The organism is Antribacter gilvus, from assembly GCF_003946865.1.
GTDB classification, from domain to species: Bacteria; Actinomycetota; Actinomycetes; order Actinomycetales; family Cellulomonadaceae; genus Antribacter; species Antribacter gilvus.
Window position 1 is genome coordinate 96,708 of the sequence record NZ_QXTH01000015.1, and the last position, 16,298, is coordinate 113,005.

Here is a 16,298-nt window from a genome sequence, read left to right on the forward strand (position 1 = left end):
TCACCGCCCCTCGGCGGACCGGCCGGGCGAGGACTCGCGCTGCTGCGCCAGCCACTCGCGCACGTCCGAGACGAAGAACTTCACGTGCTTGCCGACCCGCACCCCGCACGGACCCTTGCCGTCGGTGCGCCAGTCGTAGATCGTCCGGACCGGGACGCCGAGGTAGGCGGCCAGCTCGTCCAGCGAGAGAAGCGGGTCCAGCCCACCCGCGGGGGATGTGGTGTGCGTCTCCATGACGCTCAGGTGCGAAGCACGCTCCGCACGGACCGGAGACGACCCGAGCGCTCTGCGCGCCCGCCGTCCGCGATGCCCAGATCCGACCGCCGCGGCGGCCAATCTGATGAGTATTTGATGACCGGTTCAAATCTCAGAAACCCTTCAGGCCTGGAAACCCTAGGGTTTCCAGGCCTGAAATGGTCGGGCTGACAGGATTTGAACCTGCGACCCCTTGACCCCCAGTCAAGTGCGCTACCAAGCTGCGCCACAGCCCGATCGGTGCTCCTGGCCGTGCTCCAGGAGCACGATCAGAGTACCGATCCGTCCCCATGGGGACGACCGAAATACTACCCCACGTCGAGCGATGTGCTGGAACCGGCGCCGCGCCCCACGCCGCGCCCCACCCGGCACCCACCCGGCGAACCCGGGCCACACCCGCCGCCCAGGCATGCGATGTGTGCGCGCCGGACTGCTTCCAGGCTCGCCTCGGGACCTGTGGACGATCCTGGAAGCAGTCCGGCGCGCACACCCCGAGCCACGCAGCGCCCCGGCCCTCTCACCCCGCGGCCAGCAGCGGCGCCCCCGCCTCCAGCAGCGCCCGCGCCGCCGGCCCGTCCAGCGGCACGTCCGTGACGATCCCCGTCACCTCCGACAGCGGCAGCACCCGGAACGCCGACGCCGCGCCGATCTTCTCGGCGCTCGCGAGCACGTAGGTGTCGCCCGCGCGCCCGGCGAGCGTGCGCTTCATCGCCGCCTCCTCGGGGTCGCCGGTCGTGAGCCCGGCCTCGGGGTGCACGCCCGTGACGCCGAGCAGGAAGACGTCGGCCCAGATCCCCGCGGCGGCCTCGGCGGTGATCGAGCCGGAGGTCACCACCGAGTGCTTGAACAGCCGCCCGCCCAGCACCAGCACCTCGACGGTCGGGTGCACGGCCAGCGCGGCGGCGACGGTGGGACTGTGCGTCACGATCGTGGCCCGCAGGTCGGGCGGCAGCGCCCGGGCGACCGCGAGCGCCGTCGTGCCCCCGTCGAGGATCGCCGTGGAGCCGGGCCGGACGAGCTCGGCGGCCTTGCGGGCCACGCGGTCCTTGTTCTCGACGGCGACGCTCTGGCGCCCCGCGTAGTCGGCGACGGCGGGCGAGACGGGCAGCGCTCCCCCGTAGACCCGCTGGCAGAGCCCTGCCGCGGCGAGCTCGCGCAGGTCGCGTCGCACGCTGTCCTCGGACAGGTCGTGCCGCACCGCGAAGTCCTTGGCCACCACCCGCCCCTCGGTGCGCAGCACCCGCAGCAGCTCGTCCCGTCGTTGCGCCGGCAGCATCCGTCCTCCATAGTCGTCGACGTTCATCCGTACTACTACGTAGTCTTGCACGTTTTTCCGTACTAAGGTCGAGGCCATGACGACTCCACTGATGATCCTGATCGCCGGCCCCTACCAGTCCGGCACCGACGGCGACCCGGCGGCCATGGCGGCCAACCTGCGCCGCCTGGAGGAGGCGGCCTGGCCGATCTTCGAGCGCGGCCACGTCCCGATGATCGGCGAGTGGGTGGCGCTCCCGGTCCTGTCGAGCATGGGCGCCTCCGGCCCGTCCGATCCCCGCGCCGAGGCCGTCATGTACCCCACGGCAGAGCGCCTGCTGGCACACTGCGACGCCGTGCTGCGCCTCCCCGGCGAGTCCCGCGGCGCGGACAACGACGTGGCGATCGCCCGGGAGCGCGGCCTGCCCGTCTACACCTCGGTCGACGAGATCCCGTCCGCGGGGTAGCCGCCAGAAGTATTTCGCCGAAGGATGTCGAGAAGCCGGGTCCGGCTCCGTCCCAGGAGTGAGGGCGGCATGAGGCCGCCCCAGAACCGAGGAGAGATCGTCATGGCGAAGTACCTGCTGCTCAAGCACTACCGCGGCGGCCCCCAGCTGCTTCCGGGGTGCGACGCACCGATGGACCAGTGGGCGCCCGAGGAGATCTCGGCGCACCTCACGTTCATGGCCGACATGGCCGAGGACCTGACGCGGCGCGGGGAGCTCGTCGACGCGCAGGGCGTGTCACCGGAGGGCACGTTCGTCCGGTACGACGGCGAGGGCCGTCCGCCGGTCACCGACGGCCCCTTCGCCGAGACCAAGGACCTCATCGCCGGCTGGGTGGTCATCGACGTCGAGTCGCAGGAGCGGGCGTACGAGGCGGCCGCTCACCTGTCGTCGGCCCCGGGACAGGGCGGGCGCCCGCTGCACGAGTGGATCGAGGTGCGGCCCGTCCTGGGCGAGATGCCTATGGTCATCGAGTGAACGAGCCGTTTCTCCGGGACCTGTCACCCCAGGTCCTCGGCGTCCTCGTCCGCCGCGGAGGAGACTTCGCGGCGGCCGAGGACGCGGTGCAGGAGGCGCTGGTCGAGGCGGTGCGGCGCTGGCCCGACGCCATGCCCGACGACCCGAAGGGCTGGCTCGTCACCGTCGCCTGGCGCAAGCTGATCGACGCCCGCCGGTCGGAGTCGTCCCGGCAGCAGCGCGAGCTCCGCGTGCACGGCGAGCCGTCGCCGGGGCAAACCGAGCAGGCCGACGACACGCTGCTCCTGCTCACCCGGTGCTGCCACCCGGCGCTCACCCCGGCGTCGGCCGTCGCGCTGACGCTGCGCGCGGTGGGCGGGCTCACCACCGCCCAGATCGCGCGGGCCTTCCTCGTCCCCGAGGCCACGATGGCGCAGCGGATCTCGCGCGCCAAGCGCACCGTCTCCGGCGAGCGGTTCGGGCAGCCGGGCGACGTGCACGCCGTGCTCCGCGTCCTGTACCTCGTCTTCAACGAGGGGTTCACGGGCGAGGTCGACCTGGCCGAGGAGGCGATCCGGCTGACGCGCCAGCTCGCCGCCACCACGGACGACCCCGAGGTCTCGGGACTGCTCGCCCTCATGCTCCTGCACCACGCCCGCCGGGCAGCCCGTCGCACGCCCCGCGGCGACCTCGTCCCGCTGGCCGAGCAGGACCGCGGCCTGTGGGACACCGTGATGATCGCCGAGGGCGTCGAGCGGCTGCAGCGGGCCCTGTCCCGCGACCGCCTGGGCGAGTACCAGGCGCAGGCCGCGATCGCGGCCCTGCACTGCGACGCCCGCACCACGGCCGAGACTGACTGGGCGCAGGTCCTCGAGTGGTACGACGAGCTCGCCCGGCTCTCCGACAGCCCCGTCATGGCGCTCAACCGGGCGGTGGCCGTCGGCGAGGTGGACGGGCCGCTCGCGGGGCTGCGCGCCCTGGACGCCGTCGACCCGGGGATCCCGCGCCGGGATGCCGTCGCCGCCTACCTGCACGAGAAGGCCGGGAACCGGGCCGACGCGGCGCGGCTCTACGCAGCGGCGGCGCTCGCGGCCGACAACGCCGCCGAGCGGACGCACCTCACGAAGCAGGCGGCGCGGCTCAACCGCGGCTGAGGCCTGGCCGAAGGCCCGGCCCAACCGTTTCAGGTCTTGTGCCCGGAGGCCTCTGCCCCCTACGGTCGTTGAAGCGCTTCGACAACTCGGGCGCCTTCCCTCACGTGCGCGAAGAAGGGCACCACCCCGTGAAGAGACCTGTCTGGACCACCCTCACAGCACTGACCGCCGGGCTGGCGGTGGCGGCGAGCCTGGCCGGCCCCGCCGCGGCGGCCGGCCCGGCCGCCGCGAGCGGCCCTGTCGCCGGGTTCACCACCGCGAGCGCCCCGGCGGGCGTCCGCCTCCACTCCACGCCCGCCGAGGACATGGTGGAAGCCATGCAGCCCGGCTGGAACCTGGGCAACTCGCTCGACGCCCTCGGCACGGACGAGACGGCCTGGGGCAACCCCCGCATCACGCGCGAGCTGTTCGACGAGCTCGAGGACGAGGGGTTCAACAGCGTCCGCATCCCCGTGACGTGGGGGCAGTACCAGGGCGCGGACCACGTCGTCGACCCCGCGGTGATGGACCGCGTGGAGGAGGTGGTGGGCTGGGCGCTGGAGGAGGACCTGATCGTCCTGCTGAACGTCCACCACGACTCGTGGATGTGGACCAACCAGATGCCCACGCGGCACGACGAGGTGCTGTCGCAGTTCACGTCGCTGTGGGAGCAGGTCGCGGAGCGGTTCCGTGACCACCCGGACGAGCTGCTGCTGGAGAGCATCAACGAGCCGCAGTTCGCGGGCGCCTCGGGCGACGCGCAGAGCTACGCCCTGCTGCACGAGCTGAACGTCGCGTTCCACGAGACGGTGCGCGCGTCGGGCGGCGGCAACGCCGACCGCCTGCTGGTGCTCCCCACGCTGCACACCAACGCCGACCAGGGCCGGCTCGACGCGCTCACGGCGACGTTCGACCAGCTCGCCGACCCGAACCTCGTCGCGACCGTCCACTACTACGGCTACTGGCCGTTCAGCGTGAACGTCGCGGGCGGCACCCGCTTCGACGAGACGGCGAAGCAGGACGTCACCGGCACGTTCACCCGCGTGCACGACACGTTCGTGGCGCGCGGCATCCCCGTGATCCTCGGCGAGTACGGACTGCTGGGCTTCGACCGGCACACCGGCACGATCGAGCAGGGCGAGAAGCTGAAGTTCTTCGAGTACGTGGGCTACCAGGCCCGCACCACCGGCATCACGACGATGCTCTGGGACAACGGCCAGCACTTCGGCCGCACCACGTTCGAGTGGAGCGACCCGACGCTCATCGACCAGATCCGGTCGAGCTGGTCCACGCGCTCGGGCACGGCGTCGACCGACCTGGTCTTCGTCCGCGCGGGCGAGGTCACGGCACAGACGGTGACGCTCGAGACCAACGGCACCCGGTTCCGCGGCCTGTACCTCGGCACCAAGGCGCTGCGGGCGGGCCGCGACTACACGCTCGCTGGGGACGCGCTCACCCTCTCGGCGCCGCTGCTCCAGCGCCTCGCCGGCGACGGGCAGCACGGCACGCAGGCGGTGCTCCAGGCGAGGTTCAGCCGCGGCCTGCCGTGGCGGTTCGAGATCATCGGCGCCGACACCCCGGTGCTCCAGGACGCGGCCGGGACCACGTCCGACTTCGCCGTGCCGACCGCCTTCCACGGCGACCGCCTCGCCACGATGGAGGCGCGCTACCTCGACGGGTCCAACGCGGGCCCGCACGGCTGGACGTCGTTCAAGGAGTTCGACGTGACCTTCGCCCCGGACACGGCGGCCGGGCGGATCCTCCTGCGCCCCGCGTTCTTCGCCGAGGTGACCGACGGCGCCCCCGTGGTCCTCACGTTCCACTTCTGGAGCGGCGAGACGCTGCAGTACACGGTGGTGCGGAACGGCACGGCCGTGACGGGCACGGTCGGCTGACCTCCCTCTCGCCGAGGTAGTGCCTTCGTCCGACGAGCGCACTACCTCGGCGCGTGCGCATCGCCGAGGTAGTGCGCTCGTCGGACGAAGGCACTACCTCGGCACCGGGGCGGGGGCTAGTTCGTGATCCGCTCGCCCTCCGGCGTCAGCACCCACCACACGTCGTTGACGCCCTGCCCCGAGGTGTCGCCCGGCGCCGCGTCTCCCGCGAAGTAGTAGAGCGGCCACCCGTTGAGCGTGAGCTGCGGCATGCCGTCAGTCCCGGTGATGGTGCCGACCTCGCCGGTCACCCCTTCGAGTGTGGGGTCCTCGTCGCCGGCGTGCGCCGGGGGCCACGCGGTGAGGCACTGCCCCGTGCACGACGACTCGTCCCCGCCCTGCGTGTCGTCGTCGAACTGGTAGAGCGTCATGCCCTCGCCGTCCACGACGATCGTGCCGAGGTCGGTGTCCGCGGTGGACAGCTCGGTGACGGCGTCGTCCGCGGCGCCCGTCTCGTCCTCCGCCGGCTCGCTCGCCGCGGGGGCGCCGTACCCGTCGCCGCCGCCCGTGCCGGGCGTGTCGCTGCCGCCGCAGCCGGTCAGGCCGAAGAGAGCGAGAGAGACGACGGCGATCGTGGTCCTGGTGCGCGGTGTCATGGCGGGTCCTCCGGTCGGTCCGACGGTGTCATCTGGTGAACGACACCCGCCGCCACCCGGTTCACCCCACGTCGGCGGACAGCAGGCTCCGGCCCGTCTCGACCGAGCGGATCTCCACGGACGCGATCTCGTCGAGCGCGACCGCGGTCGCGGCGTCGAGCTCCACCGACTGACCGGGCGCCGCGGCCCACGTCGACACCTGGCTCGACGTCCCCGCCGAGTCCGTCACCACCAGCGCGTACTCGCGTGCCTCCGGCTGCCCGTACCGTCCGTACTCCCCCGCCGGGTAGTCGCAGTCCATCGCGATCCGCGTCCCCCAGCCCACCGACGTGAGGCGCACGCTCGCCGTGAGCGGCACGTCCGCGACCTGCTCCAGGGTCACGGTCGTGCCGGGGTCCGCCGTCGGGCCCGGGGCGTCGTCACCACGCGGGAGGGCGACCAGCACGACCAGCGCCACCGCGCAGGCTGCGGCGACCGCCGCGAGGCCGCGCCACACCCGCCCCGCACGCCGCTCGCGGGCGTCGCGCCGGACCACCAGGTCCACCAGGTCGCCCGACGGCGAGGCCGGGGCCGCCTCGGCCGCCGATCCCGCCCTGGGCAACCCGTCCGGACCCGCAGCCGCACGCGGACCCGCAGCCGAACCCAACCCGGCCACCGAGCCGAACTCAGGCGCCGCCGTGCGCGCCAGCAGCCCCGGCAGCGGCGCCAGCTCCGCCACCGCCGTACGGCACCGCTCGCAGGTGAGGAGGTGCTCCTCGAACGCACGCCGGTCCGCGGGCGTGAGCGCGCCCAGCACGTACGCGCCGTCCCAGTCGGCGAAGGCCAGATGCTCCCGGTTCATCGCACGACCCCTCGTTCCTGGAGGGCGAGCCGGAGCGCGCGCAGCCCGTAGTGCAGGCGCGACTTCACGGTCCCCTCAGGGATGCCGAGCTCGGACGCGAGCTCGGCGGTGCTCCGGCCTCCGAAGTAGGCGCGCGCGATCACGGCCCGATGGTCGTCGCTCAGCCCGGCGAGCGCCTCCTCCACGAGGAGCGTGTCGAAGAGCTGGTCGGTGCGGTCGTCGACCGACGGCTCGGGCGGCTCGTCCATCACCTCGTGGCGCCGGCGGGCACTGCGGGCGTCGTCGATCACGAGGTTGCGGGCCACGGTGAACATCCACGACCGGGCGGTGGCCGGGTCCTGCCCGAGGATGCGAGGGCTCCGCCAGGCGCGGAACAGGGTCTCCTGGACGACGTCGTCGGCGCTCGCGGCGTTGCCGGTGAGATGCACGACGTAGCGCCACACCGCGGCGGCGTGCCGGTCGTGCAGCTCGCGGAGCACCGCGTGGTCGTCGACGGGCATCGCGCCTCCTTCACCGTCTCGTCCGGTGAACGAGGCAGGGGCGGCCGTGGTTCACCTGCGGACGGACAGCCGCGCGGGATCCCGACCGAACCGGACGGGCCCCGGCGTCGTGTCTTCCCTATGGACGATACGCTGCAGCTCGACGGCCTCCCCCTCCACCCGCTCCTCGTGCACGCGGTGGTGGTGCTGGTCCCCCTCGTGGTCCTGGCGCTCCTCCTCGCGCAGTTCTGGCCGGCCGCCCGGCGCCGCCTCGGGGTCGTGACCCCGCTCGGCGCGCTCGCGATGCTCGCCCTGGTGCCGGTCACGGTGCGGGCGGGACGCGAGCTCGCGGCGATGGTGGGCCCCGTCCCGGGCGTCGCGGAGCACCAGGCGTACGGCGAACGGATGCTGCCGTGGGTGATCGGCCTGTTCGTCGTGGCGGCGGCGCAGTGGGTCTGGTTCAGGTGGGGCGAGCCGCGCCTGCGGGCGTCCGGCCGCCGCGGCCCGCGCCTCGCGGTCTGGTGGGTGCTCGCGGCCGCGAGCGTCGCCGTCGCGACGGGCACCCTCTGGCTCCTCCTTCTCACCGGGGGCTCGGGCGCCCGCGCCGTCTGGGGCTAGGCACGGACCACCGTGGGCAGGTGCGTCCGCCATGCGGCCGCCACCACCACGAGGCACACGGTGGCCGACGCCGCGCCGAACCCGAACATCTCCGCGTACGACCAGGTGGGCGCCAGCCACGCGAGGACCATCGGCACGAAAAAGCCCAGGTACGTCAGCGCGTAGTACACGGCGGTGAGGCCCGCGAGCTGCCCCGTCCCCGCGAGCCGGGCCACCTCGCTCAGCCCGGCGACGAGCCCCAGCCCGTAGCCCGACCCGAGCACCGCCGCGGCCAGCAGCCCCAGCGGCAGCGACAGCGTCGCCGACGCCACCGACCCCAGCACCATCCCGGCGACCACGATCACGAGCGCCACCACGGACGCCCGCGCGCTCCGCGCCGTGTCGATCCGCCGCGCGAGCACCTGGATCCCCAGCCCGCACCCCAGGCCCAGCACCGTCATCAGCCCGGCGAACGCGACGGGGACTCCCCCGGCGTGGTCGGCGAGAAGGCCCGGCAGCACCGCGTACGCGCTGCCCGCGCAGCCGAACACCCACGGCGCCACGGGCACCACGACCAGCAGGAACCGGCGGTGGACCACGGCGGGCACCAAGAGGTCGTCGCGCAACGGTGCCCGACGCCGGTCGCTCGCCCCCGCGGGCAGCCCGCCCCGGGCAGGGCTCGTCTCGGGCACGCGCAGCACCCACGCCCCGGCCGCGAGCGCCAGGACCGCGTGCAGCACGTAGGTGAGGTGCGCCGGCCAGGGCGCCCACTCCGCCAGCACCGCCGCGACCCCCGCGCCGACGAGGAACCCGCCGGTCAGCGACAGCGACGACCGGCGCGGCCCCGCCGCACGCTCCCCAGCCGCGCCCGACAGCTCCGTCACCCACGTGGTGCCGGTCGCCATGACGAGGCCGAGCGCCACCCCGCACAGGACGCGGCCCACGGCGAGCACCACCGGCTCCGCCGGGGCCGCGGCGAGCACCAGCGACCCGAGCGCCGACAGGGGTGCCGCGGGCAGGAGCAGCGGGCGGCGGCCGAAGCGGTCGGACAGCGGGCCGCCGAGCAACAGGGCCGGGACGATGCCCAGCACGTACGCCGCCAGGAGGGCGTCCACGGTGACCGGCCCCATGTGGCCCTGCTCGCGGTAGAGCACGAGGAGCGGGGTGAACTCGTTGCCACCCCACGCGACGGCGAGCATCGCCGCGGCGACGGGCCACCAGGCGCGGCGGGCGGCGCCGTCCGTCACAGCGCGGTCCCGCTGCGCGCGTCGCCGCGCGAGTCGGCGAGGTGCCGCGCGAGCACGGCCCGGAAGTCCGCCGGGTCCCGGTGCGAGATCGCCTCCACGAGCGCGGCGTGGCCCGACACGAACAGGCGCCCCACCTCGCTCGGCACCCGGCGACCACCGCGCAGCGCTGTCGCGACGAGGCGGGCCTGGCGCTCGCGGAGGGTCGTGTGGAAGCCGACGAGCAGCGGGTTGCCGGCGGCCTCGACGATGCGGTGGTGGAACCGGAGGTCGAGCTCGGTGTAGGTGTCGAGGTCGGCGTCGTCGAGCGCCACCTCCTGGGCGGCGACCAGCGACCTCAGCTCGGCGACGAGGTCCCGGAGCAGGTCGTCGGTCTCGCGGGCGAGGCGCTCGGCCGCGTGCGACTCCAGGAGCTGCCGCGCCTCGTAGACGTCGTCGGCCTCCCCGGGGTGCACCGGTTCCACCAGGGCGCCTCGCTTGGGGTAGAGGCGCAGGTAGCCCGCCGCCTCCAGGCGCAGGAACGCCTCGCGGACCGGGGTGCGGCTCACGCCGAACCGCTCCGCCACCTCGCCCTCGCTGATCATCTCGCCGCCCGCGAGGACGGCGGTGAGGATCTCGTCCTTCAGGCGGGCGAAGACGGTCTCGGACGCGGGAGCGGACGCGGCGGCAGCGGGCGGGGCGGCGGTCATGAATGCATGTTGCATCTATGTGACACCGAACGTCCACCCGAGGGCCTCAGGCCGGTTCCCTTCCCACCAGCCGCGCCAGGTCCACGCGGGACCTCACCCCCAGCACGGCGAAGATGTTGCGCAGGTGGTGGTCGACGGTCCGGATGCTCACCGACAGGCTCTGGGCCACCTCGCGGTTCGTCGCGCCGTCGGCCACCTGCCGGGCGATCCGCAGCTGGTGCGGCGTGAGGAGCGCGAGCGCGCCGTCCCGCGGCCCGGCGAGCGCCTCGCCGTTGGCACGGAGCTCGGTGCGGGCCTGGTCGGCCCAGACGCGGGCGCCGCAGCGCTCGAAGGCGTGGAGCGCGTCCCGCAGGCGGTCGCGCGCCTCCCGCGGCCGACGACGGCGCCGCAGCCACTTCCCGTACAGCAGCTGGGTCCGCGCGCGCTCGAAGTCGCCGCCCGCCTGCTCGTGCAGGAGGAGGGCGTGCTGGAAGAGGGCGTCGGCGTCGTCGGGCGGTGCCAGGAGCGCGCGGCACCGGGCCAGCTGGGCCGGGGCCTGCGGGTCCGCGCCGAACGCGGCCCAGATCGCGAACTCGTCGGCGATCGGCCGGGCCTCCTCCGCCAGGCCCGCCGACACCGCGGCCTCCACGAAGCACGGCATGGCCAGCGGCCGTACGGCGAAGTGCCCGGTCGAGCGGCCCGGGCGCACCACGGCGCCGAGCCGTGCGGCGGCCTCCGACGGGCGTCCGCGCCCGAGGTCGGCCCGGCCGGCGGCCCACTCGGCGAGGGCGACCGTCTGCGCGAGGCCGTGGCTGCGGGCCGTCGCGAGCGCCTCGGTGACCTGCGCCGTCACCTCGTCGGCGTCGCCCTCGATGGACGCGGCGAGCGCCAGCACCGCCCGGTGGTGGGCGGCCGTGTTGCGCCGCCCGGAGCGGAGGGCGACGCGCAGCCCTTCCTCGGCGTGCGCGCGGGCACGGGCGTGCCGGCCGGCGCGCAGCTCCGCGTACGCGAGGTACTCGAGGGCCTGCGGGACGTTCCCGTCGCGGCCGCGGGCGCGGGCCGCCGCGAGCGCGCGGGCCCCGGCGTGGCAGGCGACCTCGATGTCGCCGAGGAGGAGAGCGGCCGCCGCGGCGCGCAGGAGCGGCTCCGGCTCGTCCTGCGCGCGGCCGGCGTCCAGCACGCGGTGCAGCGGGGGCAGCGCGTCGTCGAGCCGCCGCTCCAGGAGGGCGCGGAAACCGACGAGGTAGTCGTGCACCGAGGTGTCCGGGCCTGGGGCGGCGAGGACGTCCAGGGGGTCCAGGGCGGCGAGGCACGCGGCCAGGTCGCCGGCGTTCCACGCCGCGTCGGTGGCGCCGAACGTCGCGGTCAGCGCGAGCAGGGGCTCGTCGTCGGCGAGGAGCGAGCGGGCGAGGACGAGGGAGGCGTAGGCGTCGGCCATGGGTCCGTCGCCGAGGGCCAACGTGCCCCGCAGGAGCTCCGCGCGGCCGCGCACCGTCACGCTCCCGGCGCCGCCGTCCGCCTCGCCGAGCAGGCGCCGCGCCTCGCCCGGTCGGCCGGCGAGGAGCGCCTGCTCGGCGGCCCCGGTCCAGCGGGCCGCGCGCTCCGACGCGTCGGGGGTCAGCTCGGCGGCCCTGGCCAGGGCCGCGGACCGCCCGGCGAACGTGGCGACGGCCGCGGGGTCCGCTGCGGCGTCCGCCAGCGTGGCGGCGAGCCCGGCGTCCTGCCCGGTCACGGCCAGCGCGCGGTGCAGCAGCGCGGGGAGCCTGTGGCCGTCGGACTCCAGCACGTCGGCGAGCGCGTGGTGTGCCGCCCGGCGGCGGTCGGCCGGCGCGCCCGCGAGGAGCGCCCGGCGGACGAGCGACCCGCCGGCGAGGCGGTCGCCCTCGAGCAGGAAGGCGCCCGGGAACGCGCCGGGCGGCATCCGGTCCGCGGCACGGAGCACCAGGTCGACGTCGGGCCAGGCGGTGCCGCCCGGCAGGCCGCCCACGTGCGCCGCGGCAGCCACGAGCAGCACGTCCTGGGCCTCCTGGGGCAGTCCGGCCAGGTCGTCCCCGGCGACCCCGGCGAGGAGCCGCGGGTCTGCGACCGGGTGAGGCAGCGGGACCGTTCCCGAGCGCTCACCTGGCGACAACCGGTGCACCAGCGCCCGGAGCAGGGCCGGGTTGCCGTCAGCCTCTCGGAGCAGCTCCTCGCGCACGGCGGCGTCGACGCCGGGGGCCAGGTCGTCCAGGAGGGCCTCCGCCGCGGCCCGGGACAGCGGTGCGAGGCGGAGGAGCGGCCGACCGGCGAACGCGGTGGCCGCTGCCCCGACCCCTGTCACGGAGACGAGCAGGCCGACACCGGGGGCCTCGCCGATCCGCCGGGCGGTGGCGCCGAGGATCCCCCGCGACGGAGGGTCCCACCGCTGGACGTCGTCCACGCAGAGGAGCAGCGGTCCGTCGTCGGCCGCGTCGCGGAGCAGGCGGAGCAGCCCTTCGGTGCTGGGGGCGGCGGGGGGCGCAGTCGGGCGGACGGCACGGTGCAGGGCCTGGACCCCGCCGTACGCGGCGCCCGCCGGGGGTGCGCCGACCCGCAGGGCCCGTCCCGCGGCGAAGCCGCGGGCGACGTCGTCCAGGAAGGTGGTGCGGCCGGAGCCGGGCTCGCCGACGAGGAGGAGGGCGACGCTGCCCTCCCCCAGAAGGTCCAGTGCGGCGGCCGCCGACCGGAGCTCCTCGCTACGGCCGTGCCTCCGTGGAGCCTGTCCGACCACGTCGCGATGTTACGGAAAAGCAAAGCCCAGGGGAAGTGTCGGTAACGCCCCGTGTTCCCCCGGGCACCACGCCGCCGAGACAGTCACCTCGTCGGACGAGGTGACTGTCTCGGCAGGGGGTGAGGCGGGAGCCTCCGGGGTGGGGCGGGATCAGCGGAGCGGGCAGGTGCCGCGCGACTCCTCGATATAGAGGGCCGAGGTGGGGAGCGGGCACAGGAACTGGTCGTAGCGGGTGTCGTTGTCGAGGAACCGCTTGAGCCAGGAGATGGAGTACTTCGCGATCGTCGTGTTGGACGAGTTGGGTGCGAAGTGCGACGCCCCGTTGAGCTCGATGTACATCTTGTTCGTGGTCGACGGGATGGTGCTGTAGAACGGCTCGGAGTGCGACGCGACGGGCGCGACCGAGTCGTTCTCTGCCCCGAAGATCAGGGTCGGTGTCCTGATCTCGCTCCAGGTCTTGTCGGTGTTCCACGGCGTCATCGGGATGGCCGCCTTGAGGGACGGGCGGTCCTTGGACGCCTCGAGCGAGCCGCCGCCACCCATGGAGTGGCCCATGACGCCGAGCCTGCTGGCGTCCACCCGTGACCGCACCGAGCTGCGCTGCGTGAGGTAGTCGAGCGCCGCCAGGAGCTGGTCGCCGCGCTGCGCCGGCTGGTCCACGGTCGTGTTGGTGTCGAAGGTGAAGACCACGAAGCCCTGGGACGCGAGCCGCTCGCCGAACCAGGCGATGGAGGACTCGTAGGCCGTGTACCCGGGCGAGATGGCGACGGCGCCGAACGTGCCGTCGGCGGTGGTGGTCGGGTAGTAGATGGTGCCGCCGTCGAAGCCGCTGACGAGCCACGACGAGACCGAGGTGCTGGACACGGCGTAGGGGCCACGGGTGGCCTCGATGCTCGCGTTGGTGGGCGCGGGGCCGCGCTGGTACGGGTTGTCGGCGGCCTGGACCGCTGGGGCAGACAGGGCGCTGAACCCGAGACCTGCGGCGAGAGCGGCCGCGACGGCGACGGCGCGGGCCTTCCGCCGGGTCGCCTGGGGTGCGTGCGTGGGGCGTGGTGCGGTGAGTGAGTGCTGCACGGTTCGTCCTCTCTGACGGGGCACGACGCCGGGGTCTGTCGCGGGCCGCGTCGTCGCGTCCCGCACCCTCGGCGTCCTGCCGGGTTGGCTGCCTGCTCACTCTCAGGCCGAGGGCGTGGGGGTGGCATCGGTGAAATCACCGGCCTCCTCGCCCATATATGTACAGTCCAATATATGCGGAGTAGGATATCCGCATGGCCCTCGACGCCCTGATCCTCGGACTCCTCGACCTCCGCCCCATGACCGGCTACGACCTCAAGAAGGTGTTCGACGGGACCGTCGCGCACTTCTGGTCCGCCGACCAGTCGCAGATCTACCGCACCCTCGCCCGGCTGGAGCAGGACGGCCTGGTCGACGTCCGGGTCGTGCCCCAGGAGGGCAAGCCCGACCGCCGGGAGCACCGGCTCACGGACGCGGGCCGCGAGGCTCTCACCAACTGGCTGCACTCCCCCGTCCCCGAGGACAAGACCCGCGACGCGTTCCTCGGCCGCATCTTCTTCGTCGGACGGGAGGAAGATCCCGGGCTCGTGCGCGGGCTGATCGAGGGTCGCCGCAAGGCCGCCCGCGCCTACCTCGACGAGCTCGAGAGCATGCCCACCATCCACGACCGGCTCGCCGACCGGCTGCGCGCGGGAACCCTGCGCTACGGCATCGTGCACACCCAGGCGGAGCTCGCCTGGCTCGACGAGCTGGAGGCCTCGCTGTGAGCTACCACGTCACAGAGCACCACCCCGAGAACGACGAGACGGTCCTGTTCCTCCACGGCGGCGTCGTGGGCGGCTGGATGTGGGCCGAGAACGCGGAGGCGCTCACCGGCCACCACTCCCTCGCCCCCGACCTCCCCGGGTTCGCCGGTTCCGCCCACCTCCCCTGGGTCGACCTCGCGACGACGACCGACGTGCTCGCCGACCTCGTCCGGGACCGCGCGCACGGCGGCCGTGCCCACGTGGTCGGCCTGTCGTTCGGAGCCGTGGTCGGGACCACCCTGGCGGCACGCCACCCCGACATCGTCCGGAGCGTCCTCGCGACCGGCGCGATGCTGCGGGGCGCGCACGGCTTCAACCGCTGGATCGGGCTGGCACAGCTGCCGCTCTGGGGCAGCCCCGCGTACTGGAAGGTGAACGCCCGGATCTACGGCATCCCCGAGGACGGGGTCGACCAGTTCGTCGCGACCGGACTCGGCCTGAACCGGGACTCCGCCCGGCGCATGGTCCCCGAGATCTTCGACGGCGTCCCGGCCGACGTCCTCGACGGCCTTCGCACCCTCGACGCGCCGATGCTCGCCCTCGCCGGCGAGAAGGAGCCCCGGTTCATCCGCGACGCCCAGGTCGAGGCCGTGTCCCGGGCACCCCGCGCGGTCGCGCGCCTCGCACCCGGGATGCACCACGTCTGGAGCCTCGAGGACCCCGCGCTCTTCCAGCGCACGCTCGACCACTGGCTGGCGACCGGAGAGCCGTCGCCGGAGCTCCTGCCCGTTCCGCCGGCAGGCCGGGTCCGGTCCGCCTGACCCCCTCCGCTGTGGGTCCACGTATGGTCGTCCTCCCGGACGGGGAGGGCAACCATACGTGGGCCCACGGGCCTCAGCAGCGGTAGCGGAGCCAGACGGCGCCGTCGTCGAACGCCTCGGCGCCCGTCAGGCGCAGGGCCGACGGCGGCGGTGGCTCGGTGCCGTACCAGCGGCGCCCGCCGCCCGGGTCCGCGAGGCAGGGGTGGACGAGCAGGCTGATCTCGTCCACCAGGCCCGCATGCAGCAGCGCCCCGGTCAGCGAGCCGCCGCTGTCCACGCGAACCACTCTCGCGCCGCGCTCCCCCAGCGCGCCGATCGCCGCCGCCAGGTCGACCCGGTCGTCGCCGAGGACGAGCTCCTCGACGGCGGCGGCATCCCGGACGGCAGCGTCCGCATGAGCGGCGTCCGCGCCGTCGCCCGACGACGTCGCGCCGCCGTCGGCCCGCACCGGACCCGCCGCGGACCGGAGCGCGACCACCGCCGACCAGTGCCCCGCGTCCCGCAACGCCTGCCAGGCCCGGACGCGGTGGCGGCTGTCGACGACGGCGAGCAGCGGACCGTCGTCGGCCGGACCGGGGCCGGGCTGTGCCGCCAGGGCGGCCTCCTGGGCGAGGATCGTGTCCGCCCCGGTGAGCGTCGCGTCCTCGTGCCAGGTCCGGGCCAGCTCGTAGAACCGGGCGACGTCGGGCGCGAAGCCCGTCGTGGCGCCGTCGACCGACACCGCGACGTGGACCACGACGTGCGGGCGGGAGCCGGCGTCGGCAGCGCTCATGCGGGCATCGTGGCGCGGGTGACGGCCGGGCGCCACCCGCGCACGGCGCTTGGCACGCTATTTCTGCGCGGCAGTGGAGCACACGCCACGACGCCCGGACCCCACGCCATGTGATCGGCAGTTCGGTGCGTGATCGGTAGTTGTGAAGTCTCAGGACATCGTGCGCGGTTGTGTCTCAGGACATCGTGCACGGTCTGTCTCGGGACATCGTGCACGGTTGCTCATGGTCAACT

At 74.4% G+C, this 16,298-nt stretch carries 17 protein-coding genes and 1 tRNA gene; 7 read left to right on the forward strand and 11 right to left on the reverse strand.

Annotation, left to right across the window (positions count from 1 at the left end):
* The 3 genes from D1350_RS21135 to D1350_RS21145 all read right to left on the reverse strand — a co-directional run bounded on the left by D1350_RS21135 (position 1) and on the right by D1350_RS21145 (position 1,558).
* A complete protein-coding gene (locus D1350_RS21135; protein ID WP_125778027.1) occupies positions 1-234 on the reverse strand; it encodes a helix-turn-helix transcriptional regulator in 234 nt (77 codons plus the stop codon).
* A gap of 180 nt (positions 235-414) precedes the next feature.
* Positions 415-491 (reverse strand) — tRNA-Pro (locus tag D1350_RS21140).
* A 281-nt stretch (positions 492-772) separates the two neighbouring features.
* Positions 773-1,558, reverse strand: coding sequence for a DeoR/GlpR family DNA-binding transcription regulator (locus D1350_RS21145; protein WP_338068192.1), 786 nt, complete (start codon positions 1,556-1,558; stop codon positions 773-775).
* 49 nt (positions 1,559-1,607) lie between these two features.
* Between D1350_RS21145 and D1350_RS21150 the strand changes: the two genes are divergently transcribed.
* The 4 genes from D1350_RS21150 (at position 1,608) to D1350_RS21165 (ending at position 5,499) form a co-directional block, all read left to right on the forward strand.
* On the forward strand, positions 1,608-1,976 hold the full coding sequence (locus D1350_RS21150) for a DUF4406 domain-containing protein (RefSeq protein ID WP_125778028.1): 369 nt from the start codon (positions 1,608-1,610) through the stop codon (positions 1,974-1,976).
* 102 nt (positions 1,977-2,078) lie between these two features.
* Positions 2,079-2,492, forward strand: a complete 414-nt coding sequence (locus tag D1350_RS21155) for a YciI family protein (protein ID WP_125778048.1) — start codon at positions 2,079-2,081, stop codon at positions 2,490-2,492.
* Positions 2,489-3,625 carry an RNA polymerase sigma factor gene (locus D1350_RS21160; protein ID WP_125778029.1) on the forward strand — a complete coding sequence of 379 codons (1,137 nt, stop codon included), beginning with the start codon at positions 2,489-2,491 and terminating at the stop codon, positions 3,623-3,625. Before D1350_RS21155 ends, D1350_RS21160 begins: the two co-directional genes overlap by 4 nt.
* A 128-nt stretch (positions 3,626-3,753) precedes the next feature.
* On the forward strand, positions 3,754-5,499 hold the full coding sequence (locus tag D1350_RS21165) for a cellulase family glycosylhydrolase (RefSeq protein WP_206074633.1): 1,746 nt from the start codon (positions 3,754-3,756) through the stop codon (positions 5,497-5,499).
* A gap of 116 nt (positions 5,500-5,615) precedes the next feature.
* On the opposite strand, the gene D1350_RS21170 is transcribed toward D1350_RS21165, so the two are convergent.
* The 3 genes from D1350_RS21170 to D1350_RS21180 form a co-directional block, all read right to left on the reverse strand.
* Complete coding sequence (locus D1350_RS21170) at positions 5,616-6,134, reverse strand: COG4315 family predicted lipoprotein (RefSeq protein ID WP_125778030.1); 519 nt, start codon at positions 6,132-6,134, stop codon at positions 5,616-5,618.
* A gap of 61 nt (positions 6,135-6,195) precedes the next feature.
* A complete protein-coding gene (locus tag D1350_RS21175) occupies positions 6,196-6,975 on the reverse strand; it encodes an anti-sigma factor family protein (protein WP_125778031.1) in 780 nt (259 codons plus the stop codon).
* A complete protein-coding gene (locus D1350_RS21180) occupies positions 6,972-7,475 on the reverse strand; it encodes a sigma-70 family RNA polymerase sigma factor (protein WP_125778032.1) in 504 nt (167 codons plus the stop codon). The genes D1350_RS21175 and D1350_RS21180 overlap by 4 nt, the downstream gene beginning before the upstream one ends.
* Positions 7,476-7,595: 120 nt before the next feature.
* Between D1350_RS21180 and D1350_RS21185 the strand changes: the two genes are divergently transcribed.
* On the forward strand, positions 7,596-8,072 hold the full coding sequence (locus D1350_RS21185; RefSeq protein WP_240644262.1) for a DUF2231 domain-containing protein: 477 nt from the start codon (positions 7,596-7,598) through the stop codon (positions 8,070-8,072).
* Here the strand turns inward: D1350_RS21185 and D1350_RS21190 are convergent.
* From D1350_RS21190 to bdeA, 4 genes are all read right to left on the reverse strand, one after another.
* Positions 8,069-9,298, reverse strand: coding sequence for an MFS transporter (locus D1350_RS21190; RefSeq protein ID WP_240644263.1), 1,230 nt, complete (start codon positions 9,296-9,298; stop codon positions 8,069-8,071). The genes D1350_RS21185 and D1350_RS21190 overlap by 4 nt on opposite strands.
* Positions 9,295-9,984, reverse strand: a complete 690-nt coding sequence (locus tag D1350_RS21195; RefSeq protein ID WP_164545261.1) for a GntR family transcriptional regulator — start codon at positions 9,982-9,984, stop codon at positions 9,295-9,297. Before D1350_RS21195 ends, D1350_RS21190 begins: the two co-directional genes overlap by 4 nt.
* Positions 9,985-10,030: 46 nt before the next feature.
* The gene (locus D1350_RS21200) at positions 10,031-12,712 is read right to left on the reverse strand and encodes a helix-turn-helix transcriptional regulator (RefSeq protein ID WP_125778034.1); all 2,682 of its coding nucleotides are present in this window, start codon (positions 12,710-12,712) and stop codon (positions 10,031-10,033) included.
* 150 nt (positions 12,713-12,862) lie between these two features.
* Positions 12,863-13,786, reverse strand: a complete 924-nt coding sequence (gene bdeA, locus D1350_RS21205; RefSeq protein WP_125778035.1) for a bis(hydroxyethyl) terephthalate hydrolase — start codon at positions 13,784-13,786, stop codon at positions 12,863-12,865.
* A 194-nt stretch (positions 13,787-13,980) separates the two neighbouring features.
* On the opposite strand from bdeA, the gene D1350_RS21210 reads away from it, so the two are divergent.
* Both D1350_RS21210 and D1350_RS21215 read left to right on the forward strand, forming a co-directional pair.
* Positions 13,981-14,493 (forward strand): PadR family transcriptional regulator, encoded by a 513-nt coding sequence (locus D1350_RS21210; protein ID WP_125778036.1) that lies wholly within the window; start codon positions 13,981-13,983, stop codon positions 14,491-14,493.
* Positions 14,490-15,293 (forward strand): alpha/beta fold hydrolase, encoded by an 804-nt coding sequence (locus D1350_RS21215; protein ID WP_125778037.1) that lies wholly within the window; start codon positions 14,490-14,492, stop codon positions 15,291-15,293. Before D1350_RS21210 ends, D1350_RS21215 begins: the two co-directional genes overlap by 4 nt.
* Positions 15,294-15,366: 73 nt before the next feature.
* Here D1350_RS21215 and D1350_RS21220 read toward each other — a convergent pair whose 3' ends face one another.
* The gene (locus D1350_RS21220) at positions 15,367-16,065 is read right to left on the reverse strand and encodes a dihydrofolate reductase family protein (protein WP_125778038.1); all 699 of its coding nucleotides are present in this window, start codon (positions 16,063-16,065) and stop codon (positions 15,367-15,369) included.
* Between the last annotated feature and the right edge of the window lie 233 nt (positions 16,066-16,298).

What these genes read in the sequence shown, in the direction of transcription:
- D1350_RS21210 (WP_125778036.1), top strand. Translation starts at nt 13,981, where the DNA reads ATGGCCCTCGACGCCCTGATCCTCGGACTCCTCGACCTCCGCCCCATG.
- D1350_RS21155 (WP_125778048.1), top strand. Translation starts at nt 2,079, where the DNA reads ATGGCGAAGTACCTGCTGCTCAAGCACTACCGCGGCGGCCCCCAGCTG.
- D1350_RS21145 (WP_338068192.1), bottom strand. Translation starts at nt 1,558, where the DNA reads ATGAACGTCGACGACTATGGAGGACGGATGCTGCCGGCGCAACGACGG.
- D1350_RS21175 (WP_125778031.1), bottom strand. Translation starts at nt 6,975, where the DNA reads ATGAACCGGGAGCATCTGGCCTTCGCCGACTGGGACGGCGCGTACGTG.
- D1350_RS21170 (WP_125778030.1), bottom strand. Translation starts at nt 6,134, where the DNA reads ATGACACCGCGCACCAGGACCACGATCGCCGTCGTCTCTCTCGCTCTC.
- D1350_RS21195 (WP_164545261.1), bottom strand. Translation starts at nt 9,984, where the DNA reads ATGACCGCCGCCCCGCCCGCTGCCGCCGCGTCCGCTCCCGCGTCCGAG.
- D1350_RS21180 (WP_125778032.1), bottom strand. Translation starts at nt 7,475, where the DNA reads ATGCCCGTCGACGACCACGCGGTGCTCCGCGAGCTGCACGACCGGCAC.
- D1350_RS21220 (WP_125778038.1), bottom strand. Translation starts at nt 16,065, where the DNA reads ATGAGCGCTGCCGACGCCGGCTCCCGCCCGCACGTCGTGGTCCACGTC.
- D1350_RS21150 (WP_125778028.1), top strand. Translation starts at nt 1,608, where the DNA reads ATGACGACTCCACTGATGATCCTGATCGCCGGCCCCTACCAGTCCGGC.
- D1350_RS21185 (WP_240644262.1), top strand. Translation starts at nt 7,596, where the DNA reads ATGGACGATACGCTGCAGCTCGACGGCCTCCCCCTCCACCCGCTCCTC.
- D1350_RS21135 (WP_125778027.1), bottom strand. Translation starts at nt 234, where the DNA reads ATGGAGACGCACACCACATCCCCCGCGGGTGGGCTGGACCCGCTTCTC.